At 68.9% G+C, this 26,139-nt stretch carries 25 protein-coding genes; 16 read left to right on the plus strand and 9 right to left on the minus strand.

The features are described 5' to 3' along the window. Window positions 1-14: 14 nt before the first annotated feature. The 3 genes from KPL78_RS17130 to KPL78_RS17140 are packed head-to-tail and all read left to right on the plus strand — an operon-like array spanning window position 15 to window position 2,313. Window positions 15-986 (plus strand): D-2-hydroxyacid dehydrogenase family protein, encoded by a 972-nt coding sequence (locus KPL78_RS17130; protein WP_219764205.1) that lies wholly within the window; start codon window positions 15-17, stop codon window positions 984-986. Continuing rightward, complete coding sequence (locus KPL78_RS17135) at window positions 983-1,822, plus strand: alpha/beta hydrolase (protein WP_219764206.1); 840 nt, start codon at window positions 983-985, stop codon at window positions 1,820-1,822. Before KPL78_RS17130 ends, KPL78_RS17135 begins: the two co-directional genes overlap by 4 nt. Before the next feature lie 14 nt (window positions 1,823-1,836). After that, window positions 1,837-2,313, plus strand: a complete 477-nt coding sequence (locus tag KPL78_RS17140) for an MOSC domain-containing protein (RefSeq protein ID WP_219764207.1) — start codon at window positions 1,837-1,839, stop codon at window positions 2,311-2,313. 6 nt (window positions 2,314-2,319) lie between these two features. Here KPL78_RS17140 and KPL78_RS17145 read toward each other — a convergent pair whose 3' ends face one another. Continuing rightward, window positions 2,320-4,329, minus strand: coding sequence for a BTAD domain-containing putative transcriptional regulator (locus KPL78_RS17145; RefSeq protein ID WP_219764208.1), 2,010 nt, complete (start codon window positions 4,327-4,329; stop codon window positions 2,320-2,322). Between the two features lie 417 nt (window positions 4,330-4,746). Here KPL78_RS17145 and KPL78_RS17150 point away from each other — a divergent pair, with 417 nt between their 5' ends. The 11 genes from KPL78_RS17150 to KPL78_RS17200 all read left to right on the plus strand — a co-directional run bounded on the left by KPL78_RS17150 (window position 4,747) and on the right by KPL78_RS17200 (window position 15,004). Next, a complete protein-coding gene (locus KPL78_RS17150; RefSeq protein ID WP_219764209.1) occupies window positions 4,747-5,214 on the plus strand; it encodes a hypothetical protein in 468 nt (155 codons plus the stop codon). Between the two features lie 75 nt (window positions 5,215-5,289). Continuing rightward, window positions 5,290-6,102: a DUF6065 family protein gene (locus tag KPL78_RS17155; RefSeq protein ID WP_219764210.1), complete on the plus strand. Its 813-nt coding sequence runs from the start codon at window positions 5,290-5,292 to the stop codon at window positions 6,100-6,102. Window positions 6,103-6,217: 115 nt separating this feature from the next. After that, on the plus strand, window positions 6,218-7,027 hold the full coding sequence (locus KPL78_RS17160) for a DUF169 domain-containing protein (RefSeq protein WP_219764211.1): 810 nt from the start codon (window positions 6,218-6,220) through the stop codon (window positions 7,025-7,027). Between the two features lie 263 nt (window positions 7,028-7,290). Beyond that, complete coding sequence (locus tag KPL78_RS17165) at window positions 7,291-8,079, plus strand: ABC transporter ATP-binding protein (RefSeq protein ID WP_219764212.1); 789 nt, start codon at window positions 7,291-7,293, stop codon at window positions 8,077-8,079. Beyond that, window positions 8,063-8,773 carry an ABC transporter ATP-binding protein gene (locus KPL78_RS17170; protein ID WP_219764213.1) on the plus strand — a complete coding sequence of 237 codons (711 nt, stop codon included), beginning with the start codon at window positions 8,063-8,065 and terminating at the stop codon, window positions 8,771-8,773. Before KPL78_RS17165 ends, KPL78_RS17170 begins: the two co-directional genes overlap by 17 nt. A 10-nt stretch (window positions 8,774-8,783) precedes the next feature. Next, the gene (locus tag KPL78_RS17175) at window positions 8,784-9,656 is read left to right on the plus strand and encodes a branched-chain amino acid ABC transporter permease (protein ID WP_219764214.1); all 873 of its coding nucleotides are present in this window, start codon (window positions 8,784-8,786) and stop codon (window positions 9,654-9,656) included. A gap of 4 nt (window positions 9,657-9,660) precedes the next feature. Further along, a complete protein-coding gene (locus KPL78_RS17180; RefSeq protein ID WP_219764215.1) occupies window positions 9,661-10,683 on the plus strand; it encodes a branched-chain amino acid ABC transporter permease in 1,023 nt (340 codons plus the stop codon). Between the two features lie 26 nt (window positions 10,684-10,709). Next, window positions 10,710-11,912, plus strand: coding sequence for an ABC transporter substrate-binding protein (locus KPL78_RS17185; RefSeq protein ID WP_219764216.1), 1,203 nt, complete (start codon window positions 10,710-10,712; stop codon window positions 11,910-11,912). A gap of 124 nt (window positions 11,913-12,036) precedes the next feature. Then, window positions 12,037-13,185 (plus strand): efflux RND transporter periplasmic adaptor subunit, encoded by a 1,149-nt coding sequence (locus tag KPL78_RS17190; RefSeq protein ID WP_219764217.1) that lies wholly within the window; start codon window positions 12,037-12,039, stop codon window positions 13,183-13,185. After that, window positions 13,182-14,315: an ABC transporter permease gene (locus KPL78_RS17195; RefSeq protein WP_219764218.1), complete on the plus strand. Its 1,134-nt coding sequence runs from the start codon at window positions 13,182-13,184 to the stop codon at window positions 14,313-14,315. The genes KPL78_RS17190 and KPL78_RS17195 overlap by 4 nt, the downstream gene beginning before the upstream one ends. Next, window positions 14,312-15,004: an ABC transporter ATP-binding protein gene (locus KPL78_RS17200; protein WP_219764219.1), complete on the plus strand. Its 693-nt coding sequence runs from the start codon at window positions 14,312-14,314 to the stop codon at window positions 15,002-15,004. Before KPL78_RS17195 ends, KPL78_RS17200 begins: the two co-directional genes overlap by 4 nt. Before the next feature lie 6 nt (window positions 15,005-15,010). Here the strand turns inward: KPL78_RS17200 and KPL78_RS17205 are convergent, their stop codons facing one another. The 8 genes from KPL78_RS17205 to KPL78_RS17240 all read right to left on the minus strand — a co-directional run bounded on the left by KPL78_RS17205 (window position 15,011) and on the right by KPL78_RS17240 (window position 23,348). Then, complete coding sequence (locus KPL78_RS17205; protein ID WP_219764220.1) at window positions 15,011-16,432, minus strand: M20 family metallopeptidase; 1,422 nt, start codon at window positions 16,430-16,432, stop codon at window positions 15,011-15,013. A gap of 84 nt (window positions 16,433-16,516) precedes the next feature. Further along, on the minus strand, window positions 16,517-16,831 hold the full coding sequence (locus KPL78_RS17210) for a hypothetical protein (RefSeq protein WP_219764221.1): 315 nt from the start codon (window positions 16,829-16,831) through the stop codon (window positions 16,517-16,519). 60 nt (window positions 16,832-16,891) lie between these two features. Next, complete coding sequence (locus KPL78_RS17215) at window positions 16,892-17,719, minus strand: carbohydrate ABC transporter permease (protein ID WP_219764222.1); 828 nt, start codon at window positions 17,717-17,719, stop codon at window positions 16,892-16,894. After that, complete coding sequence (locus tag KPL78_RS17220) at window positions 17,719-18,642, minus strand: carbohydrate ABC transporter permease (protein ID WP_219764223.1); 924 nt, start codon at window positions 18,640-18,642, stop codon at window positions 17,719-17,721. The genes KPL78_RS17215 and KPL78_RS17220 overlap by 1 nt, the downstream gene beginning before the upstream one ends. Before the next feature lies 1 nt (window position 18,643). Then, window positions 18,644-19,978 carry an extracellular solute-binding protein gene (locus KPL78_RS17225; protein ID WP_255569143.1) on the minus strand — a complete coding sequence of 445 codons (1,335 nt, stop codon included), beginning with the start codon at window positions 19,976-19,978 and terminating at the stop codon, window positions 18,644-18,646. Window positions 19,979-20,085: 107 nt separating this feature from the next. After that, a complete protein-coding gene (locus tag KPL78_RS17230) occupies window positions 20,086-20,637 on the minus strand; it encodes a cupin domain-containing protein (RefSeq protein ID WP_219764224.1) in 552 nt (183 codons plus the stop codon). Window positions 20,638-20,639: 2 nt separating this feature from the next. Continuing rightward, complete coding sequence (locus KPL78_RS17235; protein ID WP_219764225.1) at window positions 20,640-21,608, minus strand: S1C family serine protease; 969 nt, start codon at window positions 21,606-21,608, stop codon at window positions 20,640-20,642. 156 nt (window positions 21,609-21,764) lie between these two features. Continuing rightward, complete coding sequence (locus tag KPL78_RS17240) at window positions 21,765-23,348, minus strand: ABC transporter substrate-binding protein (RefSeq protein WP_408904489.1); 1,584 nt, start codon at window positions 23,346-23,348, stop codon at window positions 21,765-21,767. Window positions 23,349-23,481: 133 nt separating this feature from the next. Between KPL78_RS17240 and KPL78_RS17245 the strand changes: the two genes are divergently transcribed. After that, window positions 23,482-24,489 (plus strand): phosphotransferase family protein, encoded by a 1,008-nt coding sequence (locus KPL78_RS17245; protein WP_219764227.1) that lies wholly within the window; start codon window positions 23,482-23,484, stop codon window positions 24,487-24,489. Window positions 24,490-24,547: 58 nt separating this feature from the next. After that, window positions 24,548-25,834, plus strand: coding sequence for a phosphopyruvate hydratase (gene eno, locus KPL78_RS17250; RefSeq protein WP_219764228.1), 1,287 nt, complete (start codon window positions 24,548-24,550; stop codon window positions 25,832-25,834). The last annotated feature ends 305 nt before the right edge of the window (window positions 25,835-26,139 follow it).

Here is a 26,139-nt window from a genome sequence, read left to right on the forward strand (position 1 = left end):
CCGGAGATCGTCTGATGACCCAGCCCGCCGTGCCCCTGAAGCGCCTCGCCATCCTCGACGACTATCAGGGGGCCGCCACGCAGATGGGCCCCTTTGACCGGCTGAAGGGCCTGGAGATCACCCATTTCCGCGACACGGTGAAGGATCAGGACGCGCTGGTTGCGCGACTCGAACCCTTCGACGGCATCCTGGGGATCCGCGAGCGCACCCCCTTCCCGCGCGCGCTGATCGAGCGCCTGCCCAATCTGCGCCTGCTGGTCACCACCGGGGCGCGCAACCGCGGGGTGGATGCCGCGGCGCTGGCCGAACGCGGCATCACCTTCTGCGGCACGCCCTCCTACGGCGATCCGACGACCGACATCACCTGGGGGCTGATCCTGAACCTGATGCGCGACCTGCCGGCGCAGCAGGCCTCGCTGCGCGCCGGCGGCTGGCAAACCGTCGTGGGCATGGGGACCGAGGGCAAGACGCTCGGCGTCGTCGGCCTCGGCAAGCTCGGCGCGCGGGCGGCGAAGGTGGGCCTCGCCCTCGGCATGAAGGTCGTCGCCTGGAGCCAGAACCTGACCGAGGAACGCGCCGCCGAAATCGGCGCGACGCGGGTGGACAAGGCGACGCTGCTCGCCACCTCGGACGTGGTGACGATGCACCTGATCCTGTCCGACCGGTCGCGGGGCATCATCGGCGCGGCGGATCTCGCGCAGATGAAGCCCACGGCCTACATCGTGAACACGTCTCGCGGGCCGCTGATCGACCAGGACGCGCTGATCGCCGCGCTGAAGGCGGGCACCATCGCCGGCGCCGGCCTCGACGTCTATGACACCGAGCCGCTGCCGCCGAACCATCCGATCCTGTCGGCGCCCAACACCATGCTGACGCCGCATCTGGGCTACGTCTCGCAGCAGAACTACAGCGCCTATTTCAACGGCGCGGTGGAAGCCATCGAGGCCTTCAACGCCGGCGCCCCGATCCGGGTGATCGCGCCATGACCTCGCCCTACGCCCCACCTGAAGGCTGGTCGTCCTGGCCGCAGAAGCAGCGGGACGACGCCTACAACAACACCGACATGGTGCCCGACAGCGCGCAGCAGGTCGCCGCGCGCAACGCGGCGTCGGCCACCTTCCGCGCGGCCCATACGGGGCATCTCGACCTCGCCTATGGCGAGGCCGAACGGGAGAAGTGGGACCTCTTCCCCGGCGCGGATGCGGGCGCGCCCTGCCTCGTCTTCATCCATGGCGGCTACTGGCAGCGTAACCGGCGGGAGGATTTCGCGATCCTCGCGCAAGGCGCGCTGGCCATGGGCTGGTCGGCGGCCCTGCCCGGCTACACGCTGGCGCCCGAGGCGTCGCTCACCGCCATCACTTGGCAGATCAGCCGCGCGCTGGACTGGCTGGCGGCGGAAGGGCCACAGCATGGCATCGTCGGGCCGATCGTGGTCTCCGGCTGGTCGGCGGGCGGGCACCTCGCCGCGCTGGCGGCCGAGCATCCGGCGGTGACGGCGGCGGTCGCCATGTCGGGCATCTATGAACTCGGCCCGATCCGCGACACCTATCTGAACGCGAAGCTGGCGCTGACGGATGCCGAGATCGCCGATCTCTCCCCCATCCGCCGCCCCGTCGTGCAGAAGCCGATCGCGGTGGTCTATGGCGGGGCGGAACTGCCGGAGTTGCGCCGCCAGTCCCGTGTCTTCCACCGCCTGCGCGCCGAGGCCCAGGCCCCGGGGCCGCTGATCCCCATCCCCGGCGCGGACCATTTCCGCGTGCTGGAATCGCTGTGGTCGCCGGACGGCGCGCTGACCCGCGCGGCGGCCGAACTGCTGCGGTGAGCGGAATTGCTGCGGTGAGCGGCCACGACTTCACCGGCGTGCTGCTGGCGATCCACATCGCGCCGGCAGCCTCCGCGCCCATGGTGGAACTCGACGCGGCGCGGCTGGTCGAGGGTGTGGGTATCGCGGGCGACCGCTATGCCACCGGCCTCGGCACCTACAGCCACAAGCCGGCGCCGGACCGCCAGGTGACGCTGATCGAGATGGAGACGCTCGACGCCCTCGCCCGCGACCACCGCATCGACCTGCCGCCGCACGAGACGCGGCGCAACCTGACGACTGCCGGCGTGCCGCTGAATCACCTGGTCGGGCGGGAATTTCGCGTCGGCGATGTTGTCCTCTATGGCGGGCGGCTGAACGTGCCCTGCCAGTATCTCGAAGACCTCCTCGGCAAGAAGGTCTTCAAGCCGCTGATCAACCGCAGCGGGCTGAACTGCCTGATCCGCAAAGGCGGGACCATCCGGCCGGGGGACATGATCCGGCCGGCGTGACGGCCGTCAGGTCAGCCCCGCCTTGTGCAGCCCGGCAAGGTAGTGGGCGAGGTCGTGCGTCTCCTGCAGCGGCGCCCGCTCCCGTGCCTTGGCCAGGTCGAAATCGGGCTCGATCCCCATCAGGTGGCGGCGAACCTCCTCCGCCTCCTTCATCCGGCCGAGATGGCCGAGCGCCGAAAGCCATATCTTGTAGGGGAAGGTGAATCCCGCATGCAGCGCGGTCACCTGCCGGGCGGCAGCGTCAACCTCCTCGTGCCGTCGCATCATCAGCAGCGGCACCAGCCGCGCGGCGTCGAAGAAGAAGGCATGCGGATGCAGCGGCGCGAGACGCTTGTACCGATCCCAGCGCTTCAGTGCTTCTTCATGTTTTCCATGATAGGACAGCGCCAGCGCGGAGAAGACCCAGGCCATGGGCAGGTTCGGGTTCAATGCGAGGGCACGCTCATAGAGCGTGACCGCCTCCGCCACACGGTGGTGGAGGAAGGCCCGAACATGGCCGAGGATAGCCAGCGCCTGCGCGTCCGACGGATCAAGCGCCACTGCCCGGGTGGCGAGCTCCTCACTCTTGGCGAGCACATCCGCCCCATTGGGCGCCCAGCCCTGGCCGACCAGGAACAGATGCCAATAGGCATGCCATGCGAAGGCCGGCGCGTAGTCGGGCTCGAGCCTCGTCGCCTCCGTCAGCATGGCCCCGGCAAGTTCGTAGGATTGCCGATCGAGCCGGTAGATCGCCGGAATCGCGCGCAGCAGCAGGTCATAGGCCGTCGCCATGACCGTATGCCGGGCAGCGGCGCGATTGGCTTCGATCAGCAGAATCTCGGGGTCGACGCGGGCGACGACCTCGGCCGCGATCTCATCCTGCAGGGCGAGCAGGTCGCCGGCATCGCGATCGAATCGCTCGGCCCAGACCACGGCTTCGGGGGGACGATGGTCCGTCAGACGCAGGGTGACGCGCACCCGCCCACCCGCACGCTGGACCGTGCCCGACAGGGTGAAGTCGAGATCGAGCGCCCCTTCGCCCGACTGCTGACGCTCCGCGGCGGCGACCGAGGCCGAATCGACCAGCACCAGCCAGCGGAACCGCGCCAGCGCGGCGGTGATTTCACCGGCCAGGCCGAGCGAGACCTCGGCGTCCGCCTCATCCCCCAGCACCTTGAAAGGCAGCACGCCAAGCCGCGCGCCGCGCACCACGGCGCGCCGAATCGGCTGGGGCTGCATCACCGTCGCCTCGCCCCGCAGCGATTCCGCCAATGCGGCGGTCTCCGGGGAAGGCGCGCTGCGGAACCGCTCGGCGAAGACACGCCGGCATTCCTCCCAGGCGGCGAAGGCGGCACCGCGGTCGCCGCGCTCGGCCTCGGCACGGATCATGATGCGCCAGACCGGTTCCTGGGCCGGATCGATGATGAGAACGCGCCGCGCTTCCTGGGCACGCGACTCGGCCGTCGTGGCGGCGGCAAGGCGAGCCGTGGCGGCCTCTAGCGCGACCTCACGCAGCCGGCGGCGCTGCTCCGCAAGCCAAGCATCGAAGGCCGCATCGAGTCCGTCGAGATCGGACAGCAATTCGGCCTGAAGAAGGTTCAGCGCCTCGACCCGGTCGCGCGCCAGGGCGGGTAAGGCACGGGCATCCGTCCACACGCCTTCGTCATTCAGCGACACCGTTTCGCGGGTCGCCGAGATCAGGCCGCGCCCGTCGGCGCCCAGCGTCTCCTGCAATTCGTGCAGGGCTTGGCGCAAGGACCCGCGGGCCTGTTCCTCCCCCCGGCGACTCCAGAGCAGGTCGGCCAGCCGCTGCCGGGACACCAGTCCGGGCGATTCGAGCGCGAGCACAGCGAGCACGGCTCGCGTCTTGCGCGAACGGGGCAGGAGCGGCTCGCCTGTGACCGCGCGCACATCCATCCGGCCAAGCATGGTGATTCGCAACCGGATGGCAGGGGCCGCAGCCATGGGGACCGCCGACAGGTCGGGGGCCTCGGAAGGTCTGCTGTCCTTGCTGGGACGGACGGCGAAATCTGACATGATCACGCTCTCTTAACGTGCTGCCAGGCTTTCACCAACCGTCGCAATCGGCTTTGGTCCTGAGTCACAGCGTTGCGGAGCGGCGTCATCGTGCCCGCGCCCGGCGAGGCGGATCGCGACCCCAACCGGATAGGCAAGTATTGCGGGTGAAAATTAACCAAATAGTTGTATGCCCGCTCCGTTAATTGCGCGTTAACGACGTTAGCCGCGCATGAATCTCCCGTTCGCCTGAGTCATGGTCAAGGCCTTTAAGCAGCTCATCAACAAATCACCCTGACCAATTTCCTATCTCATTAGTCTACCTAGAAGAAAAAACCTGACAAGTAGGAATGTTTACTTGTTCTCCAGGGAAATCAACGCCAAGTTGAGGGGGTCTGGCGCTGCCAGGCCGTTCAAAGAACCCCTGGAGAACTCACCGTGACCACCACTTCCAAGATCGTTGACTCTGGCAGCGTCCGCATCGGCGCCGGCATCCGCGCCCCGAAGGCCTCCGTCGCCGACCAGGGCACCGTCCGCATCGGCGCCGGCATCCGCGCCCCGAAGGCCTCCGTCGCCGACCAGGGCAGCGTCCGCATCGGCGCCGGCATCCGCGCCCCGAAGGCCTCCGTCGCCGACCAGGGCACCGTCCGCACCGGCGCCGGCATCCGCGCCCCGAAGGCCTCCGTCGCCGACCAGGGCAGCGTCCGCATCGGCGCCGGCATCCGCGCCCCGAAGGCCTCCGTCGCCGACCAGGGCAGCGTCCGCACCGGCGCCGGCATCCGCGCCCCGAAGGCCTCCGTCGCCGACCAGGGCACCGTCCGCACCGGCGCCGGCATCCGCGCCCCGAAGGCCTCCGTCGCCGACAATGGCACGGTGCGCATCGGCGCCGGCATCCGCCGCGCCTGAACACCTGGAGCTGGGGGCCTCCCGGCGGGAGCCCCCGCCCCCGATATTGACCGCGCGCCACCAAGGACTGCCGCCATGTCCCCGGACCGCACCCCGATCGCCGCCTTCCACCGCCTGATCCCCGGGATCCCGGCGCCCGAACGCGCCGACCGCTCGGCCCTCGGTGGCCTGCCCACGCGCGCCTTCCGCTACTGCGACGCTGTCACCACGGCCTCCGGTTATGGTTGGCACATCACCGCGCCGCTCGACTTCTCCCTGATGTGGGACGGCCACGAGATCCTCTGGACCTGCGAGGAGCTCGAGCATGAATGGATGCCGCTCGGCCTCGGCGCCGTGCAGTACCCGCATTTCCGCGCGCGCTTCGACGAGGAAGTGCCCGAGGACATCCGCGGCTTCTCCCCGCCCTTCCTGACCGGCCTGCCGGAACCCGGCGTCGTCCAGATGTGGACCGGGCTGTTCGTGCGCACCGCGCCGGGCTGGTCGCTGCTGACCCGCGCGCCCGCCAACCTGCCGGGACCCGCCGCCTATGAGCAGTTCGAGGGCATCGTCGAATTCGACAAGTGGTTCGGGCCGCTCTTCACCAATATCCGTATGACGCGCACCGATACGCCGGTGCAGATCACGCAGCTCCGCCCCATCCTTCAGGTCATGCCCGTCCCGCAATTCGCCTATGCCGATGCGGTGATGAGCGCGTCGACCACCACCGACGCCTTCACCCAGTGGGGCGATGCGGAGTGGAACGCCTATCGCGAGAGCGTCGTGATCCCGGCGAGCGCCGAGGAACACAAGCCCGGCCACTACGCCGCCGAGGTGCGGCGCCAGCGTCGTGGCCAGGGATGCCCCTTCGCGGCCATGGCCGCGGCCCGGGAGGCCGCGCCGGCCGTCTGATCCCCTAGTGCCGGTTCGGTCTGAAGCCGTCGGTTCGCGCGGACCGGCGGCTTCAACCATTCTTGGCCTCCTGCCCGCATCCGCGCATCATCGCGGGCAACAGGAGGAACCGACCATGACCGATGCCGCATTGGCGGAGGCACCGACGCTCGACGCGAAGCACGTCGCCGAGCTCGCCCGCCAGCTCACCGAATTGCTGCGCCTGCGCACCCTGCCGATCGGCATGAAGCTCTTCGCCGATGCCGAGGAGATGGCGAAGGTCCCCGGCCTGCGCCGCCCCGCGGAAGGCCGGAAGTTCTCCACCTGCCAATTGGTGACCCAGGCGCGCATCGCCGGCTTCACCATGGGCATCACCCACGACAACGTGCCGGGCTTTTCGAATTGCGGCGGCGTGATCGGGCTGAACGAACCCTCCGAACTCTATCTTTCCGGCCGCAAGTTCGAAGGCGTCTGGTTCCAGAACCGCGACGCCGCCGCGAAGCACCAGGCGGAGATGCCGCGCGTCCCGCCGCGCTATGCGGGGCTGGTGGTCTCGCCCCTGCGCAGCGCGCGTCTCGATCCGCCGGACATCTGCCTGTTCTATGCGAACCCCGCGCAGATGATCCTCTTCGTCAACGGGCTGCAGTGGAAGAACTACAAGCGCTTCGAATTCTCCATCACCGGGGAGAGCGCCTGCGCCGATTCCTGGGGTCGCGCCCTGCGCGACCGCGCGCCGTCCCTGTCCATCCCCTGCTACGCCGAACGCCGCTATGGCGGCGTGGCGGATGACGAGATGCTGATGGCGTTGCCACCCGCGGACCTCGCGATCGCTGTCGAGGGACTGCTGGGATTGTCGAAGGCCGGCCTGCGCTACCCGATCATGCCCTATGGGCCACAGGCCGATCCCGGCGAGGGGATGGCGAAGTCCTACGCGGGGAAGGTCTGAGGCGCGGCGGAAGGGGCGGCGGGGGGAGGGCTTTGCCCCTCTCCATTCGACCTTCCCTTCGCGCCCGCGTGCGCCGATCATGAACGAATAGTCACAATCCTCCCTGCCCTTTTGGCTTGCGCCGCGCGGACCAAGGCACCTTGAATGCCCGCCAAGGCGAAGCGGCCCCTCGATGAGGGCCGCAGCCAGGGAGGGTTCATGCGTCATTCCGCACCACGCGGTGTGTGCGCAGGTGAAGTTGTTGCCGTGGCGGTGCTGCGCGCATGACCGACGCTGCGCTCCTTGAGGTCCGCGATATCGTCGTCCGCTTCGGCGGCGTCACCGCCGTGGGCGGCGTTTCCTTCACCGTCGAGGACCAGCAGATCTGCGGCCTGATCGGCCCGAACGGCGCGGGCAAGACCACGCTCTTCAACTGCATCAGCGGCATCTACCGCCCGAATGAAGGCGAGATCCGCTTCGCCGGCAGCACGGTCACCGGCCAGCCGAAGCATCGCATGATCGGGCTCGGCATCGGGCGCACCTTCCAGAACCTCGCCTTGTTCAAGACGCTGTCGGTGCGCGACAACGTGCTGGCCGGCGCGCATCATCTGGGCCGCGCGGGCTTCCTCGCCTGCGGGCTGCACCTGCCCTGGGTGGGGCGGGAAGCCGCGGCGCTCGGCGCCGAGGCGCAGCGCCTGATGGCGATGTTGGATCTGGAATCGGTCGCCGAAGTCCCGGTCGCCTCCCTGCCCTTCGGCACGCAGAAGCGCGTCGAGATGGCTCGCGCCCTGATCGGCCAGCCGCGGCTGCTGCTGCTCGACGAACCCGCCGGTGGGCTGAACCATGGCGAGGTGGACGAGCTCGCCGGCCTGCTGCGCCGCGTGCGGGAAGAATTCCGCCTGTCGATCCTGCTCGTCGAGCATCACATGAACCTGGTGATGTCCGTCTCGGACAAGGTCGTCGCGCTCGATTTCGGCAAGAAGATCGCCGAGGGCACGCCCTTCGAGGTCCGCAACAACGACGACGTGATCGCCGCCTATCTCGGCGAGGCCCCGCATGACCGCGCTGCTTGAGCTGCGGGACCTGCACGCCGGCTATGGCCAGACACGCGTGCTGCATGGCATCGACCTTACCGTCGATGCGGGCGGCGTCACGGCGCTGCTGGGCGCGAACGGCGCGGGCAAGACGACGACTCTGCGCGCCGTCTGCGGCATGGTCCGCACCACGGGCGAGGTAACCCTCGCCGGCGAACGCATCGACAACCGCGCAACGGAAGACATCGCCCGCCGCGGCGTCGCGCATGTCCCCGACGGCCGCGGCACCTTCATGGAGCTGACGGTCGAGGAGAACTTCAAGCTCGGCGCCTATGTGCGGAAGGATCGCGAAGTCACCTCCGACTTCGAGCAGATGTTCGGTTACTTTCCCCGCCTGCGGCAGCGATGGAAGCAGCAGGCCGGCACGCTGTCGGGCGGCGAGCAGCAGATGCTCGCCATCGCCCGCGCGCTGTTGCTGCGGCCGCGGCTTCTGCTGCTGGACGAACCCTCCTTCGGCCTCGCGCCGCTGATCGTGCAGGATATCTTCGGCATCCTGCGCCAGGTGCGCGAGGCGCAGGGCGTGGGCATCCTGATCGTCGAGCAGAACGCCAACCTCGCCCTCGACTTCGCGGACCGCGCCTATCTGCTCGAGACGGGGCGCATCGTCGTCTCCGGCCCGGCGCAGGAAATCCGCGAGGACGAACAGATCCGCCGCTCCTACCTCGGCTACTGAAGGGAAGACCATGCAGGGACTCGCCCATCAGCTCGTCGCCGGCATCGCCACGGGGGGCATCTATGCCTCGGTCGCGCTGGCCCTGGTCATGATCTACCAGTCGACGCACCACCTGAACTTCGCGCAGGGCGAGATGGCGACCTTCTCGACCTATATCGCGCTGACGCTGATCAATGTCGGCCTGCCCTACTGGATCGCCTTCGTCCTGACGATCCTGATCTCCTTCGCCATGGGCGTGTTCATCGAGCGGGTGATGCTCAAGCCGATGCACAACGCCTCGGTGCTCGCGAATGTGGGGGTCTTCATCGGGCTGCTGCTGGTGTTCCGCAACGCCATGGGCTGGATCTTCGACTACACGATCAAGGCCTTTCCCTCCCCCTTCGAATCCGACCACCCGCTGCTCGGCGGGCTGATCTCGGGGCATGAGCTGGGATCGACGGCGGTGACGCTGGGCGTGCTCGGCATCGTCTATGTGTTCTTCCGCTTCACCAAGCTCGGTCTTGCAATGCGCGCGGCGGCGTTCAACGCATCGTCCTCGCGCCTGGTCGGCATCCGCGTGGGATGGATGCTCGCGCTGGGATGGGGACTGGCCGCCGCGATCGGCGCCATCGCGGGGATGATGATCGCGCCCGTGGTCTTCCTCGAACCCAACATGATGCTGGGCATCCTGCTCTATGCTTTCGCCGGCGCATTGCTGGGGGGCATCGACAATCCGGGCGGCGCAGTGATCGGCGGCTTCGCCGTCGGCATCATCGAGAATCTCGGCGGCGCCTATCTCGTCGGCACCGAGCTCAAGCTGACGCTCGCACTCGGCATCATCATCTGCGTCCTGCTGGTCAAGCCATCCGGCCTGTTCGGCCGCGTCGTGCAGAGCCGGGTCTGACGCCATGAGCACGAGCCAGAACCCACTCGCCGCAACCCTCGCACCTGTTGCGACGCCCGCGCGCGACGGTGTCATGCTGCGCATCCTGATCGTGCTCGGGGGCTTCGTCGCCATCGCGGCCGTGCCGATCGCCTTCGCCAGCTCCTACCAGCTATTCCAGCTCACGCTCGCCGCGACCTATGCCATCGCGATCCTGGGGCTGAACATCGTCACCGGCTTCAACGGCCAGATCTCGCTGGGCCACGGCGCCTTCTACGCGGTCGGCGCCTATACCACCGCGATCCTGATGACGCATTTCGATGTGCCCTACTGGGCGACGCTGCCCATCGCGGCGGCGATCTGCGGCGTCATCGGCTTCGGCATCGGCTTCCCGGCGCTGCGTCTCGGCGGGCTCTACCTCGCGCTGACCACCTTCGCGGTCGCCGTCGCCGTTCCGCAGATCCTGAAATACAAGGGTGTCGAGGATTGGACCGGCGGCGTGCAGGGCACCTTCCTGGTCAAGCCGGATGCGCCGGAATTCACCGGCCTCGACAATGACCAATATCTCTACCTCTTCGTGCTGGTCATCGCGGCTCTGCTGTTCCTGATGGCGGCGAACCTGCTGCACAGCCGCATCGGGCGCGCGATGCGTTCCATCCGCGACAATCCCATCGCGGCCGAGGCGATGGGCATGGACATCGCCCGCATCAAGACGCGCACCTTCGCGCTGAGTGCCGCCATCACCGGCCTGGCCGGCGCGCTAAGCGCCATCGCCGTCGAATTCGTCGCCCCCGACAGCTTCTCCGTCGAGCTCTCCATCAACCTCTTTGTCGGCATGGTGGTGGGCGGCGTCGGGTCGATCGTCGGGCCGATCTTCGGCGGACTGTTCGTCGTCTTCGTCCCCAACCTCGCGGAATCCATCGCCCGCGCGGCGCCAGGGGTGATCTATGGCGTGATCCTCATCCTCTTCCTCTACCTGTTGCCGCAGGGCTTCGCGGGCTTCCCGCGCCGGATCGGCGCGCTGCTGCGGCAGCGGTCTCAAGGCTGACAAACACCACTGGGAGGACCAGAGACATGATCCATCGTCGCGCAATGCTCGGTGCCTCAGCGGCCCTGCTGGCCGCGCCGCGCCTCGCCCGCGCCGTGACCGTCGGCGTCACGGCGACCGAGCTCAAGATCGGCAACTTCATGCCCTATAGCGGCCCGGCCTCGGCCTATGGCGTGATCGGGCGCGGCGATGCCGCCTTCTTCAAGATGATGAACGACCAGGGCGGCGTCGGCGGCCGGCAGATCAACTACATCTCCTATGACGACGGCTACAGCCCGCCGCGTTCCGTCGAACAGACCCGTCGCCTCGTGGAACAGGACCGCGTCGCCTTTCTTTACCACACGCTCGGCACGCCCTCGAATTCGGCCATCGTGCGCTATGTGAACCAGCGCCGCGTGCCGCACCTCTTCCTCGCGACCGGCGCCGACAAATGGGGCAACTACCAGGACACGCCCTGGACCATCGGCTGGCAGCCCAGCTACCGCACCGAGGCGCAGATCTACGCCAAGCACATGCTCGAGCAGAAGCCGAACGCGAAGGTCGCGCTGCTCCATCAGAACGACGATTTCGGCAAGGACTATCTGATCGGCGTGAAGGACGTTCTGGGCTCGCGCTTCGACAGCATGGTCACCGTCGCAACCTATGAGGTCACCGACCCCACCATCGATTCCCAGATCGTGTCCTTGCGCGGCACCGGCGCGGACGTGCTGGTCACCGCGGCCACGCCGAAATTCGCCGCCCAGACCATCCGCAAGGTGCACGACATCGGCTGGCAGCCGATGCACTTTCTCTCCAACGTCTCAATCTCCGTCGCCGCGGTCATGCGCCCCGCCGGCGCCGAGCGCGGCGTCGGCATCATCACCTCGGCCTACCAGAAGGACGTCACCGACCCGGCCTGGGCGGACGATCCGCACTTCCGCGAATGGCGGGCCTTCATGACCAAGTACCTGCCCGACGGCGACCAGACGGACAGTGGCTACGTCACCGCCTACAACTGCTCGACCACGCTGATGCATGTGCTGCGGCAATGCGACGGCGACTTCTCGCGCGAGAACATCATGCGCCAGGTCGCCAACCTGCAGAACATCGAGATCCCGCTGCTGCTGCCGGGCATCAAGGTGAACACGAGCCCGACCAACTTCCACCCGATCCGGCAGATGCAGCTCCAGAAGTGGAGCGGAGAGCACTGGGAACGGTTCGGGGATGTGATCGAGGGCGCGAATGTGTGAGGAGGGCGGGGGGGCTCGGCCCCCCCCCGTCGCGACAACCGAGGCTGATCACCGTCGTCGCTCCGCCCTAGGCACCGGCCGCGCAACGGCTTTATAAGCCGCCCCGTACATTCAGGTCGGCCGCATGCGTCTGCGCTTCCTTGCCTTCCTTGCCGTACCGATCGCCCTCGCCGGTGGCGGCTGGTGGTACGCGACCCAGCGGCCCCTGCCCGTCCCCGTCGCCGCGGTGCAGACCGATGTGCCCGTCACGGTCTTCGGCCTCGGTGCCGTGGAAGCGCGCGTGCTCTCCCGCGTCGGCTTCGAGGTGCCTGGCACGCTGGTCGAGGTGCTCGCCGACCATGGCGACCGCGTCCCCGCCGGTGCTCCCCTCGCCCGGCTCGCCAGCGCGAGCCAGGAAGCGCGCCTCGCCCGCGCCGAGGCGGCGATGCTCTCCGCCGACGCCGCCCTGCAGCGCGCCGAGGCGCAGCGCGAACGCGCCGAGGCGCTGCTCACCCAACGCCAGGCCACCGCGCGGCGGCGGCGGGAGCTCGCCAGCCGCGGCGTCGGCAGCTCCGAATCCGCCGAACTCGCCGAGACCGAAGCCACCACCGCCCAGGCCGACCTCGCGGTGAACCGTGCCGATGCCGCTGTCGCCCGCGCCCTTCAGGCCGAGGCCCGCGCCAATCTCCAGGCTGAACGCACCACGCTCGACAAGCACACGCTGCGCGCACCCTTCGACGCCCTGGTCATCGCGCGCAGCCGCGAGGCAGGCGCCGCGCTCAATCCCGGCGAGGCAGTGTTCACCCTGGTCGCGCCGGACAGCCTCTGGGCGCTCGCCTATGTCGATGAAGGCCGGGCCGGCGACATCGCCCTCGACCAGCCGGCGACGGTGACGCTGCGCAGCCGCCCCGGCCGCCCGGTCGCCGCGCGCGTCGTGCGCATCGGGCTGGAAGCCGACCGCGTGACCGAGGAGCGCCGCGTCCATGTCCGCTGCCTGGCCTGTCCGGAGATGCCCGTCATCGGCGAGCAGGCCGAGGTGGTGATCGAGACCGGCCGCCTGCCCCGCGCCCGCCTGGTGCCGGAAAACGCCATTCACGGTTTCGACGGCGCGGCCGGCACCGTCTGGGTGATCGAGGACGGCCGCCTCGCGCGCCGCCGGGTGCGCTTCGCCGCGCGGCTGATGGATGGCAGCGCCGCGATCACCGATGCTCTGCCCGAGGATCTGCCGATCGCCACCCGCACCGGTCCCGGCTTCGCCGTCGGGCGCGCCGCACGCGCGGTGCCGGCGCCGTGAATCTCGCCTTCGCCGATATCCGGCATCGTCTCGGCCGCTTCCTGATGACCTGCCTCGGCCTCGGGCTGCTGATGGGCGTGGCGCTGTCCATGGTCGGCATCTACCGCGGCGTGGTGGCCGAGGCGCTCGCCCTCACGCACAGCCTGCGCGCCGATCTTTGGGTGGTCGAAGCCGGCACGCGCGGCCCCTTTGCCGAGGCGTCACGCATCCCCGGCGATGTGCGGGAGATGGTCGCGCGCCTGCCCGGTGTCGCGACGGCCGGCGCCGTCACGCTGCGTTCGGCGGAGATGCAGGCGCCGCAGGGCCTGGTCCGCGTGCAGGTGATGGGTTTCGAGCCCGGCCGCCCGGGTGGACCCGCGACCGTCGCCGCCGGCCGCGATCTCGGCGGTGCGCGCTTCGAGATGGTGGCGGATGCACGTGCCGGGCTCGCGCTTGGCGCGACAGTACTGCTCGGCGGGGATCGCTACCGCGTGGTCGGCCTCACCGGCGGGCTGGTCGCCTCGGGCGGCGATCCGCTGGTCTTCGTGACGTTGCGCGACAGCCAGGAGCTGCAATTCCAGCTCGCGCCGCCGGCGGCGCGGCGTGCCCAGGCGGCAGGCGCGGGGCCGGGCGCGCTCGATACGGTGAATGCCGTGATCGCGCGCCTGCATCCCGCCGCCGATCCCGCCACCGTGGCCGAGACCGTGCGACGCTGGAAGCACCTCGCGGCGCTGACCGATGCCGAACAGTCGGAGGTGCTGACGCGCTCGCTGGTCAACCGCGCGCGCATGCAGCTCGGCATGTTCACCGTGGTGCTGCTCTTCGTCTCGGCGGTGATCATCGCGCTGATCATCTACACCATGACCATGGACAAGCTGCGGGAGATTGCGACGCTGAAGCTGATCGGCGCAGCCGACCGCACCATCATCGGGCTGGTGCTGCAGCAGGCCATGCTGCTCGGAGCCGCGGGCTATGTCGCGGCGCTCGCCATCGTCTTCGCCACGCGCGACCGCTTCCCCCGCGCGGTCGAACTCGGCCCGACAGAGGTCCTCGCCATGGCGGGCGTGATCGGGCTGATCTGCTTGCTCGGCAGCCTCGTCTCGATCCGTGCGGCGCTGCGCATCGAACCCCAGCAGGCGCTCGGCGGATGAGCACGGCACCGCTCGTGCGCGTGGAGGGCATCACGCGCATCTTCGGCACCGGCGATGCGGCGCTGCGCGCGCTCGATGGCGTCGATCTCGATGTCGCGGCGGGCGAAGTGGTCGGGCTGCGCGGCCCCTCGGGCAGCGGAAAATCGACGCTGCTCAACATCATTGCCTGCATCCTGGAACCGAGCGACGGCCGCCTCTCGCTCGACGGACAGGTGGTGTGGGACGGGCGCTACCACGTCGCCGATCTGCGCCGGCTGCGGCGCGAGCGCATTGGCTTCATCTTCCAGTTCCACAACCTGCTGCCCTTCCTCGACGCCACCGACAATGTCGCGCTGGCGATGACGCTCGCCGGCACGGAACCCGCCGCGGCACGCCAGCGGGCGCGGGAACTGCTCGACTATCTGCAGGTGGGCAGGCGGGCCGGGGCGATGCCCGCGCGGCTGTCGGGCGGCGAGGCGCAGCGCGTGGCGATCGCCCGGGCGCTCGCCAACCATCCCCGCGTCATCCTGGCCGACGAGCCGACCGCCGCGCTCGATTCCGAACGCGCGCGGGTGGTGATGGATCTCCTGCGCCGGGTGGCGCAGGAACAGCAGGCAGCGATCCTCGTCGTCACGCATGACGAGAAGATCTTCGATCGCTTCGACCGCATGGTCGCGCTGCGCGACGGGCGGATCGAAGCGATCGGATAGAGCGACTCAGTCTCCACTCATCTTGATCGGCGGCTGCACATCCGGCGGCAGCGGGCAGACATAGGGGTGCGCGTCGGTGCGCGCCTTGTGGTCCGCCTTCGCCGCAGCGAGCAGCTCCGGCTTCATGATCGCGTCCACGGCGGTGCCCGCCATGATCTTCGCGACATGCACCAGGCCCTTATGCGCGATGCCCGACTTGCCTTGCGCCGTCAGCTGCCAGGAATGCCCCGGCGTGCCGATGGCATAGGTCGCGCCGCGCGCCTGGACCATCGGCACGGCCCAGGAAACGTCGCCGACATCGGTGGACCCCACGCCGCCGCCGCCCTTGGCGTCGATCGGCACGATCTGGTCGCAGAGCGGCTTGTCGCGCTCGACCTTCAGCCCGTGGCGGCGGAAGGCGGTCGCGATGTCCTCATCCGACAGCGTGCCCTGGATCTCGCGCGCATAGGCGCGGTCGGCGTCGTCGAACTGCGGCGGGCCGAGGCGCATCATGTTGTCGTACATCGCCTGTTCGAGCGGCGTGTTCGCGAGCAGGTTCGACACCGCGGAGACGACCTTGGTGGTCACCGTGGTCTCGGTCATCAGCGCCGCCCCGTCGCCGATCTTGCGCACGCGCGCGACCAGCGCGTTCAGCCCCACCAGATCCTTCGCACGGATCAGGTAGCGCACCGTCGCACGCCCCTGCACCACGTTCGGCGCGATCCCGCCGGCATCGAGATAGGCGTAGTGGATGCGCGCATCCGACGGCATGTGCTCGCGCATGTAGTTCACGCCGACATTCATCAGCTCGACCGCGTCGAGCGCCGAGCGCCCCAGCTCGGGTGCGGCGGCCGCATGCGACGACCGGCCGGTGAAGGTGAAGTCGATGCGGGTATTGGCGAGCGACACCGCCTCGTTCACGCCGGTGAAGGCGGCCGGGTGCCAGCAGATCGCCATGTCGACATCGTTGAAGACGCCGGCGCGGACCATGAAGCCCTTCGCCGCGCCGCCTTCCTCGGCCGGGCAGCCGTAATAGCGCACCCGGGCCTTCACGCCGTTCTCCGCCAGCCAGTCCTTCACCGCGGAAGCGGCGAGCAGCGAGGCGGCGCCGAGCAGGTTGTGCCCGCAGCCATGGCCCGACCCGTCGCCCGGCAGCATCTTGTGCTCGGCGATGCCGGCCTCGTTGGAAAGGCCCGGCAGCGCATCGTATTCGCCGAGGATGGCGATGACCGGCCCGTCCTCGCCCGCCTCACCCATCACGGCGGTCGGGATGCCGGCGACGTTCTTCGTCACGCGGAAACCGTGCTGCTCCAGCAGCTCGGTATGCGCGGCGCAGGACTTGAATTCGGCATAACAGAGCTCGGGCGTGCCCCACACCCGGTCAGCAAGCTCAATGGCATCCGGCGCCTTGGCATCGACCAGGCGCCAGATCTCTTCCGTATTCTGCATGGGGCAATTCCTTCAGCGGCTGCAAGGGACCGATTACTGGCCCCTCCCGGCCGCCCCGTCCAGCGCCCCCGGCCGGATGGCGGATCAGCGCCGCGCGCGGGCCGGAACGGTCACCGGGACGGGAATGGCCTGCAGGCGCAGCCGGCGGCCGCGCGGCGGTTCGTCGCGGCCGTCGCGCAGCATGATGGCCGCGCCGATCTGCACCGAACCGAAGGTCAGGCCCGAGAAGAACCACAGCATGGCCACGACCGGTACCCCGCCATGCTTGAGGATCAGCCTGCCCACCCCGCCCGGATCCGCCCAGAGCACCGCCGCCACGAACAGCGCCGAGAGGCCGAAACCAATCAGCCCATGCATGATCATGAAACGGACGGCGACGGGGATGCGGTGCAGGGACATGGTGGTCCTCCTTGACCTGCCGGAAAAGATAGGCTCACCCGACCTCGTCTGCAAACGCGATCAGCCGCCCTTCACGCCGCCGGCGGTCAGCCCCTCGACGATCTGCTTCTGCGCCAGCAGCGTCAGCAGCAGCACCGGCGCCGTCACCAGCAGGGCGGCCGCCGAGAGCGGGCCCCAGGAGATCTGCTCGAAGGTCAGCATGTTGTTCACGGCCACGGGCAGCGTCCGCGTCTCCCGCCCGGCCAGCACCATCGCGAAGATGAAGTTGTTCCAGGAGAAGATGAAGGCGAGGATCGTCGCCACCGTGATTCCGGGCTTGGCCAGCGGCATCGCCACATGGCGGAAGGCCTGCCAGATCGTCGCGCCGTCCACCAGCGCCGCTTCCTCCAGTTCGGCCGGCAGCCCCTCGAAGAAGCCCATCATGATCCACACCACGATCGGCACGGTGATGACGAGATGCGTGATGACGATGGGCGCGAGCGTGCCCGTCAGCCCGATCCACTGGAACAGCAGAAACAGCGGGATGAGGTAGGACAGGCCCGGCGTGATGCGCGCGATCAGGATGACCACCGCCGCCTTGGTCGCGCGCATCTTCGCGATACCATACCCCGCCGGCACACCGAGCAGGATGGCGAGCCCCGTCGCGCTGAAGGACACGATCACCGAGTTGATCGCGTATTTCAGGAAGTCGTTGCGCTCGAACACCGCGGCGAAGTTGTCCAGCACCGGCGGGTTCGGGATGAAGACCGGCGGATAATCGGTGTTGTCGAGCTCGGTCTTGAGCGACAGCGACAGCATCCACAGGAAGACCATGACGGCGGGTGCGACCAGCACCAGCACGCCGAAGCCGAAGCCGATATCGCCGGCGAGGCGCTTCACCTTGCGCATCACGCGTCCTTCACCCGCGCGCGGGTCCACAGCAGCACCATCGCGAGCAGGATGATGATGGCGAAGAACACCACCACCACGGCCGAAGCATAGCCGAGGTTGTAGTAGGCGAAGGCCTGCAGGTAGAGGAAGATGTTGATGGTCTCGCTGGCCGTGCCCGGCCCGCCCTGGGTGATGACATAGATCGTGTCGAAGGCCTTCAGCGCGTCGATGGTGCGGATGATCAGGGCGACGACCAGGAAGGGTGCGAGCAGCGGCAGGGTGATGTGGCGAAAGGCCTGCCAGGCACTGGCCCCGTCGATCTTCGCCGCCTCATAGGGATCGAGCGGCAGCGAGGCGAGACCGCCCAGCAGGATCAGCATCACCAGCGGCGTCCAGTGCCAGACCTCCACCATCACCAGGGTCGGGATGACTGTGTCCGGCGCATAGACCCACATGGATGGCGGCAGCCCCACCTGCTGCAGCAGCCAGTTCAGCACGCCGAGCTGCGGGTGGAACATCATGGTCCAGACCAGCGCGACGGCGACCGGCGTCGCCATCATCGGCAGGATGAAGACGGTGCGCGCCAGCCCCCGCAGCGGGAACTTCCGGTGGAAGGCAAGCGCGGCGAGCAGCCCCAACACCATCGGGATCACCACCGACAGGGCGGTGAAATACAGCGTGCGGAGGATCGAGTAGAGGAACCGCTCATCCGTGACGAGCTTCACGTAGTTGGCGTGGCCCACCCATTCGCGCCCGCCGCCCAGCTTGAAATCGTGCAACGACATGTAGAGCGTGAAGGCCCAGGGAAAGACGATGGTGCCGAGCACCACCGCCCCGCAGGGCACCACGAACCACCAGTAGCGGCGGGCGTAGTTGTGGCGCCGGCGGGGCGTGGCCCCAACCGTCGCCTGCTGCTCCATGGTGGCCGTGCTGCCCGCCATCTCAGCTCTCGCGCTCGGATTGCTCGAGGACGGGCCGGAACGCCTCCGTCGCGCGCCGCAGCTCGGTCGCGACATCCGCCCCGCCGATGGTGGCGGTGAGCGCCGAGCCCAGCGTGTCGCGGAACTCGGTGACGGGCACGATCTCCGGCAGGCCGGGGCGGGAGATGCGCGCGCTCTCGATCAGCGTGTTGAAGAATTCGCGCGAGAAGCGCGACTGGCTGATCGCCTCCTCATTGCGATAGGCCGAGGTGCGCGCGGGCGATCCGGCGCCGGAGGTCAGGTAGCGCAACTGGTTCGCCTTGCCCGACGCCCATTGCAGATAGAGCCAGGATGCCCCCTTCTTGCGACTCTGCTCGGCGATGCCGAAGGCAGTGCCGAACATGGCGCAGTGGTGGTGCGCCGGCCCGCGCGGCACGACGGCGTATCCGACCTTGCCGGCGACGCGCGATCGCGTGCGGTCTTCCAGCGGCGCGGCGAAGCCGACCCCGTCGATCCAGAAGGCGGCGCGGCCCTGCATGAAGGTGGTCTGGCTCTCATTCCAGTTGAAGCCGGACACACCGGGCGGCGAGCAGTCGCGCAGCAGCTTCTTGTAGAATTCCCCCGCCCAGATCGCGTCCGGGCTATCGCTGATCAGCCGCCGCTGTCCGTCGAGGAAGTCGCGCTGCTGCGTCCCCAGCAGGAAGGACGAGTACAGCACCACATTGGCGTTGCGCAGGCCGCGCCCGACATTGCCGTAGATCTGGCGGGACGGTTCGGTCAGCCGCCGCGCGCTGTCGTACATCTCGTCGAAGGTGGCAGGCGGGGCGATGTTCTTCGCCGCCAGCAATTCCTTGTTGTAGTAGAGGATGAAGTAGTCGGTGAATTCCGGAAGCGTATCCATCCGGCCATCCGCCTGGGTGGAATAGGCGACGGCGCCCTCCCCGAAATCGGCGAAGTCGAAATCGGGTGCCGTGATGGTGGGGTCCGCCATCAGCGCCTTGATGTCGGTGCACCAGCGCGCCTTGCCGACCTGCCGCTTGTTCACGTGCAGGCTGATGCCCACCACGTCGAAGGAGGGGCGGCCCGAGGCGAACTCGATCGCGAATTTCTGCCGGTGCTGCTGCTCGGGGATCTGCTCGGCGCCCACGCGGATGCCGGTCATGTCCTCGAATTCGCGCTGGTTCTGGATCAGGATGGTACTGCGCGGATTGGCGGTCAGGCTGACCTCGATCCGCTCGCCCGAGAACCGCTTCCAGTCGAACTGGGATTGCGCATTGGCCTGGCGCACCAGGGGCGGTGCGGCCAGCAGGCCGGCACCAGCCGTCAGCGCCGTGCGGCGCGTGAAGCCACGGGACATCATTGTTTCCTCCGCCTCGCAGCGGGTCATGGCGCCCGCCTTCGATCAGGCGCGCATGATCCGCACGAAGCGGCGGGACGCGCAAGCGCGGCGAAGGGGGCGTCCGGTCAGACCGCCTCGCGCCGCAGGGCGTCCAGCACCGCGGGATCGGTGATCGGCGCCGTGTCCCAGGGCGGCGGCGGGGGCGGGTCGAGCGTCTCGAACACCGTCGATAGTTCGATCGCCCCGGTCTCCGCCGGCCGCGGATAGGGTGTGGGATCCGCCTCCCCTGCCACTCTCGGCCTGCCGATGGCGACGAAGAAATCCTCGAGCCCCGCCGGGATCAGCATCCACAGCATGCGGTACGGCCCGCCGCCATCGTTGATGAAGCCGTGCCGCGCATGGGGCGGTGCCACCATGAAGGTACCGGCCGTGATCCGCCGCACCACCCCATCCAGCCGCGCCAGCGCCTGGCCCTCGACAATCCAGAAGATCTCGGTCTGCGCCGGATGCGCATGCTCGCGGATCTTGCCGAGCGGCGGCAACTCCTGGACCCCGGCCGAGAACCCCGCCGGCGCCCCGGGAAAACGTGGAGAGGTCAGCAGATCGACCCAGCCATTGGCCGGCTGGGGCTGCCAATGCTGCTGCCCGCCCCCGGGCGGGACGACGAGCACGGCCATGGTCAATGCATCCGCGGCAGCTTCAGGAAGCTGGTCCGGTCGGCCGAGACCACCGTGACTTCCCGCGACCCGCGCTGCCGGCCGAGCTTCAGCTTCACCGTCGCTCCCGCGCTGCCGGAGGACCAGACGGCACGCCACATCTCCGCGAGGTCTGTCACCACCACGCCCTCAACCGCCAGCACCCGGTCGCCGCTGCGCACGCCGCAATTCTCCGCCGGCCCGCCAGGGGCCAGGGAGGCGATCGCCACCCCCTCCTCATCCTCGGTGGCATAGAGGCCAAGCCAGGGCCGGGCCGGCCGGTTGACTCGCCCATAGGTGACAAGGTCGTTCAGCACCGGCGACAGCCGATGCACCGGCACCACCATGTTGAGGTCGAGCCTCCGCCCTTCCTCCCCCTGCTGCAGCACCAGCGATCCGATGCCGACGAGCTTGCCGTCCGGTGCGATGAGCCCGGCCCCGCCCCAGGTCGGATGGGCCGGCGCGGTGAACAGCGCATCCTCGATCAGGTATTCCCAGTACCCCGCGAAGGGCTGCCGAGCGACCAGTTTGGCCGAGATGGCATGCGCCCGTCCCCCGCCGGCGGCGAGGATCACCGGCGCCCCGATGCGCAGCGCCTCGCTGTCGCCGAGTTCCATCGGCGTGACGTCGAGCCGCCCCAGCGCCTGCACCAGCCCAAAGCCGGTCTCCTGATCCACTGCGAGGGTGTGGCCGGGCACGGCGCGCCCATCGGCGGCGGTGATCCAGATGGTCTCCGCCTCGGTCACCAGATAGCCGATGGTCAGGATCAGCCCATCACGGATGACGACGCCGCTGCCCTCCCGCTCGGTGCCAAGGCTGCGCGAGGTGAAGGCGTCGGCCGGCACCAGGCTGCGCAGCGACACGATACGGCCGAGGAGATTATCGAGGTCGAAGGACCAATCCGTGGGATCGGGTTGCAAATGTTCGGGAATGTCCCACTCGTCCTTGGCCATGCTGCTTCCGTCGCCCGTGCGTCGCAGGAATGACAGTTTAACATGAATGGACGGCGCGTGCAGGACGCGCCGCCCGTCGTCTCGGTCCGGAGAAGCCGGCACCGGGCCGGCGCCGGACCTGGAAATGCACCGATCGGCGCATTTCCAGACGGGCTCTCAGCCCTTGCGGACGCCCCAGAAGGTCGGGAACCCCCGCTTCACGCCCGTGACGTTGGCCCGGTAGGCGGTCGGCTGGAAATACTGTCCGAGCGGGATCGAGGGCACGTCCACCATGCACTGGACCTGCATCTGCCGGCAGATCTCCTGCTGGGCAGCGAGGTTGGGCGCCTCGAACCAGGCTTCGCGCAGTTCCTCGAGCTTCGGGCTGACGCACCAGCCGGGCCAGCCGGCGCGCTGGTCGCCATTGCCGCGGATGGCGTAGTGGTTGGACGGGTCCATGTGGTCCGCCCCTTCCCAGCCCGTGTTGAAGCAGGACCAGCCGCCCTGGTCGACCGGGCCGCGGTTGTTACGCCGGGTGAGCATGGTGCCCCAGTCGGTCGCCACATAGTCCACATTCATGCCGACGCGGCCCATGACGTCGGCCATCACCTCGCCGATCGCCTTGAACTGCGCGTAGTCGGTGGCGACGAGGATCGCGACCTTCTCGTTCGCGTATCCCGCCTGCTTCAGCATCTCCTTGACCTTGTTGAGGTCGCGCGGGCCCTTGAGGGGCTCGAGGCCGGCGTCGCTCGCCATCGGCGTGTTCGGGCAGAAGACGCCATGCGGGGTGTGGTACATCGACGCATCGTCGCCGACGATCGACTGCATGAAGTCGGTCTGGCTGAAGGCGTGCAGCATGGCCCGGCGGATCGCGGGGTTGTTGAAGGGCGGCTGCAGGTGGTTCGGCCGCATCATGTCCACCGACCCGGTCGGGTTGGTGATCTCCATCTTGATCTGCCGGTTCCGCCGCAGGAGCGGCAGCAGGTCATGGGTCGGGTTCTCCCACCAGTCCTGCTCGCCCTGCAGCAGCGCGGATGCCTTGGTGGCGGCATCGGGAATGGTGGTCCACTCGACGCGATCGAGGAAGACCTGCTTCGGCCCCGAATTCCATTCGAGCGGCCCGTCCGCGCGCGGGACGTAGCGGTCGAACTTCACATAGACATTGCGCGAGCCCGGTACGCGTTCATCGGCGAGGAAGCGGAAGGGGCCGCTGCCGGTCATCTCGGTGATCTGCGTGAAGGGATCGGTCTTCGCCAGGCGCTCGGGCATCATCGCCGGCATCGGCGAGCCCACCTTGCCGAGCGCGGTCGGCAACAGCGGGAAGGGACGCTTGAGCCGGAAGCGGATGGTCCTGTCGTCGGGTGCGCTCAGTTCGTCGGTGCGCTCCATCAGCGCGCCGCCCAGCGCGTCGCGCTTAGACCAGCGATTGATGGAGGCGACGCAGTCGCGCGCCGTCACCTTTTCTCCATCGTGCCACAGCAGCCCCTCGCGAAGCGTGATGTTCCACAGCTTCCCGTCATTCTCGATGGTGTGGCCTGCGGCCATCTGCGGGTGCGGCTGGTAGTTCGCGTCCGACCCGTAGAGCGTGTCGAACACCATGTGCCCATGCCCGCGCGTGACATAGGCGAGCGAGAAATGCGGATCGAGAAATGCGAGATCGATCTGCGGGATGAACTTCATCACGTTCGCACCCTGCGCCAGGGCGAGCCGCGGCGCGGCCATGCCCGCGACGGCCAGGGCGAATGTGGAACGACGGCTTATCGACATACTGCCTCCTTGCTTACGCGTATCATCATCGTCTTCCCCAGAGTCGGGACGCTAGCAGCCCATGGGTGCAGCGCAAAATGCGCAACCCGGTTCCACTGCTCGGAAGCGTGCACTAGGCTGCCCTGCGATGGAGAACGTTCCGCCGGAACTGCAGCAGGGCCTGCGCAGCATGGGATTACTCGCGCCCGATACGTTCGCGCGCGGGCAGCCGCTGGCGGGCGGCGTCTCCTCCGACATTTGGCACATCGCCCTGCCGGACGGTCGGGAGGCCTGCATCAAGCGGGCCCTGCCCAAGCTGAAGGTCGCCGCCGACTGGCGCGCCCCCATCGTGCGCAACCGCTACGAGGCCCGCTGGCTCGCCCGCGCGGCCGAGGCCGCGCCAGGTTCGGTGCCCATGCTGCTCGGGCAGGACGAAGCCAGCGGCACCCTCGCCATGGAATGGCTGCCACCGGACCGGCATCCGGTGTGGAAGGCGCGCCTGCATGACGGCATCGCCGACGCCGCCTTCGCCGGCGATGTCGGACGCCGCATGGCGCGGATCCACGCCTATGCGGCCGAACGCCCGGAACTCGCCTCCGACTTCCCGACCGACTCGCTGTTCCACGCCATCCGGCTCGAGCCCTATCTGATCGCCACGGCGCGCGTGCATCAGGATCTCGCGCCCAAGCTCGTCGCCCTCGCCGCGCGCACGGCGGCGACAAAGCTCACCATGGTGCATGGCGATGTCAGCCCGAAGAACATCCTGGTCGGGCCCGAGGGGCCGATCTTCCTCGACGCCGAATGCGCCTGGTGGGGCGATCCGGCCTTCGACCTCGCCTTCTGCCTGAACCACCTGCTGCTGAAATGCCTGTGGACGCCGCGCGCCGCCATCGGCTTCCTGCAGTGCTTCGAGGTGCTGGCGACCGCCTACCTCGCCTCCGTGGCGTGGGAGGCACCGGCCACACTCGAAGCCCGCGCGGCCTCGCTGCTGCCCGGCCTCCTCCTCGCCCGCGTGGACGGCAAGAGCCCGGTCGAATACCTGACCGAGGAAAGCGACAAGGCCCGCGTGCGCCGTGTCGCGCGGCACCTCGTGAAATGCCCGCCGGACCGGCTGCGGACGATCCGGGCCGCCTGGGGCGAGGAGGTCGGGGCCTAGCCGGGGCGTCCCACCTCGGCTACCTCGACAGGCAAACGAGGGCAGGAAACGCATCGACATGGCCGCCAGCAGCATCGTCGCCGTCCGGGGTCGCCGCGTCTGGGACAGTCGCGGCCGCCCAACGGTCGAGGCCGAGATCCGCCTCGCCGGCGGCGCCCGCGGCATCGCCATCGCCCCCGCCGGGGCCAGCACCGGCAGCGGGGAAGCCCTTGACCGCCGCGACGGCGGCACCGCCTTCGGCGGCTATGACGTGAAGGGCGCCGTCGCCTCGGTGAACCAGGAAATCGCCCCGCGCGTCACCGGCATGGATGCCGCCGATCAGGCAGCCCTGGACGCCGCGCTGATCGCGCTGGACGGCACGCCGAACAAGTCGCGCCTTGGCGCCAATGCGACCCTCGCCGTCTCCATGGCAGCCGCCCATGCCGCGGCGCATGCGCGGGGCATGCTGCTGTGGAAGCATCTCGGCGGCGACGAGGCGACGCTGCTGCCCCTGCCGCAGATCCAGATCCTCGGCGGCGGCGCGCATGCCGGGCGCCGCGTGGACATCCAGGACTTCCTGGTGATCTGCCCCGCAGCGACCTCCTTCGCCGAGGCGCTCGATTGGACCGCCGAGGTCTATCGTGCTGCCGGGGCCATCATGAAGGAGCGCGGCCTGCTCCAGGGCGTGGCCGACGAGGGCGGCTGGTGGCCCGCCTTCACCGCCAATGAGCAGGCCCTGGAAACCCTGGTGAAGGCCATCGAACGCGCCGGCTTCACCCCCGGATCACAGGTCGCCATCGCCCTCGACATCGCCGCGACCGATTTCGGCAAGGGCGGCCGCTATCGCCTCGGTCTCGAAGGGCGCGAGCTCGATACGGATGGCATGATCCGCATGCTGCTCGGCTGGATCGAGGCCTATCCAATCGCCTCCATCGAGGACCCCCTCGCCGAGGACGATGCCGCCGGCTTCGCCGCCTTCACGAAGGAGGTCGGCGCCCGCATCCAGGTGGTGGGCGACGATTTCCTCGTCACCGACGCGGCCCGCGTGCGCGACGCCGCCCGCATCGGCGCCGCCAACACCGTACTGATCAAGCCCAACCAACGCGGCACGCTGACCGAGACGCGCGCCGCCTGGGAGGCGGCGAAGGAAGTCGGCTACGCCGGCATCGTCTCCGCCCGGTCAGGCGAGACCGAGGACGTCACCATCGTCCACCTGGCCCTCGGCTGGGGCGTGGGACAGTTGAAGGTCGGATCCTTCGCACGGTCGGAACGCATGGCGAAGTGGAACGAAGCCCTGCGGATCGAGGAAGGTCTCGGGGCACGGGCGCGCTTCGCCGGGGGCGGCGTGCTGGGGCGGTCGCGATGAGCGGCAGACGGGACCAGAGAGGGGCTTTGCCCCTCTCCGGACCTCTCCCCACCAAAGGCCACAGGGCCTTTGGAAACCGACACTTGGCGCCGGGCAACACGGGCCGTCGCAAACGGGCCACGCCCATGGCGCCCGGAATTCGGGAAATCCCTTCGAGGCTCCGGGCCCGGGACGGTCTTCACGGCACGCGACGCGCCCACCGCGCCCATCACCAAGCCGAGGTTTCCAAAGGACCTGTGGCCTTTGGTGGGGGAGGCTTGGAGGGGGCAAAGCCCCCTCCAATCCGCACTCTGGACGCTCTATCC

Source organism: Roseomonas alba, from assembly GCF_019430885.1.
Classification (GTDB): domain Bacteria; phylum Pseudomonadota; class Alphaproteobacteria; order Acetobacterales; family Acetobacteraceae; genus Neoroseomonas; species Neoroseomonas alba.

Bases quoted from the DNA above. Each gene is read 5' to 3' on its own strand.
- KPL78_RS17130 (WP_219764205.1), top strand. From the start codon at position 15: ATGACCCAGCCCGCCGTGCCCCTGAAGCGCCTCGCCATCCTCGACGAC.
- KPL78_RS17135 (WP_219764206.1), top strand. From the start codon at position 983: ATGACCTCGCCCTACGCCCCACCTGAAGGCTGGTCGTCCTGGCCGCAG.
- KPL78_RS17145 (WP_219764208.1), bottom strand. From the start codon at position 4,329: ATGTCAGATTTCGCCGTCCGTCCCAGCAAGGACAGCAGACCTTCCGAG.
- KPL78_RS17155 (WP_219764210.1), top strand. From the start codon at position 5,290: ATGTCCCCGGACCGCACCCCGATCGCCGCCTTCCACCGCCTGATCCCC.
- KPL78_RS17160 (WP_219764211.1), top strand. From the start codon at position 6,218: ATGACCGATGCCGCATTGGCGGAGGCACCGACGCTCGACGCGAAGCAC.
- KPL78_RS17165 (WP_219764212.1), top strand. From the start codon at position 7,291: ATGACCGACGCTGCGCTCCTTGAGGTCCGCGATATCGTCGTCCGCTTC.
- KPL78_RS17170 (WP_219764213.1), top strand. From the start codon at position 8,063: ATGACCGCGCTGCTTGAGCTGCGGGACCTGCACGCCGGCTATGGCCAG.
- KPL78_RS17175 (WP_219764214.1), top strand. From the start codon at position 8,784: ATGCAGGGACTCGCCCATCAGCTCGTCGCCGGCATCGCCACGGGGGGC.
- KPL78_RS17180 (WP_219764215.1), top strand. From the start codon at position 9,661: ATGAGCACGAGCCAGAACCCACTCGCCGCAACCCTCGCACCTGTTGCG.
- KPL78_RS17185 (WP_219764216.1), top strand. From the start codon at position 10,710: ATGATCCATCGTCGCGCAATGCTCGGTGCCTCAGCGGCCCTGCTGGCC.
- KPL78_RS17190 (WP_219764217.1), top strand. From the start codon at position 12,037: ATGCGTCTGCGCTTCCTTGCCTTCCTTGCCGTACCGATCGCCCTCGCC.
- KPL78_RS17200 (WP_219764219.1), top strand. From the start codon at position 14,312: ATGAGCACGGCACCGCTCGTGCGCGTGGAGGGCATCACGCGCATCTTC.
- KPL78_RS17205 (WP_219764220.1), bottom strand. From the start codon at position 16,432: ATGCAGAATACGGAAGAGATCTGGCGCCTGGTCGATGCCAAGGCGCCG.
- KPL78_RS17210 (WP_219764221.1), bottom strand. From the start codon at position 16,831: ATGTCCCTGCACCGCATCCCCGTCGCCGTCCGTTTCATGATCATGCAT.
- KPL78_RS17215 (WP_219764222.1), bottom strand. From the start codon at position 17,719: ATGCGCAAGGTGAAGCGCCTCGCCGGCGATATCGGCTTCGGCTTCGGC.
- KPL78_RS17220 (WP_219764223.1), bottom strand. From the start codon at position 18,642: ATGGCGGGCAGCACGGCCACCATGGAGCAGCAGGCGACGGTTGGGGCC.
- KPL78_RS17225 (WP_255569143.1), bottom strand. From the start codon at position 19,978: ATGTCCCGTGGCTTCACGCGCCGCACGGCGCTGACGGCTGGTGCCGGC.
- KPL78_RS17230 (WP_219764224.1), bottom strand. From the start codon at position 20,637: ATGGCCGTGCTCGTCGTCCCGCCCGGGGGCGGGCAGCAGCATTGGCAG.
- KPL78_RS17235 (WP_219764225.1), bottom strand. From the start codon at position 21,608: ATGGCCAAGGACGAGTGGGACATTCCCGAACATTTGCAACCCGATCCC.
- KPL78_RS17245 (WP_219764227.1), top strand. From the start codon at position 23,482: ATGGAGAACGTTCCGCCGGAACTGCAGCAGGGCCTGCGCAGCATGGGA.
- eno (WP_219764228.1), top strand. From the start codon at position 24,548: ATGGCCGCCAGCAGCATCGTCGCCGTCCGGGGTCGCCGCGTCTGGGAC.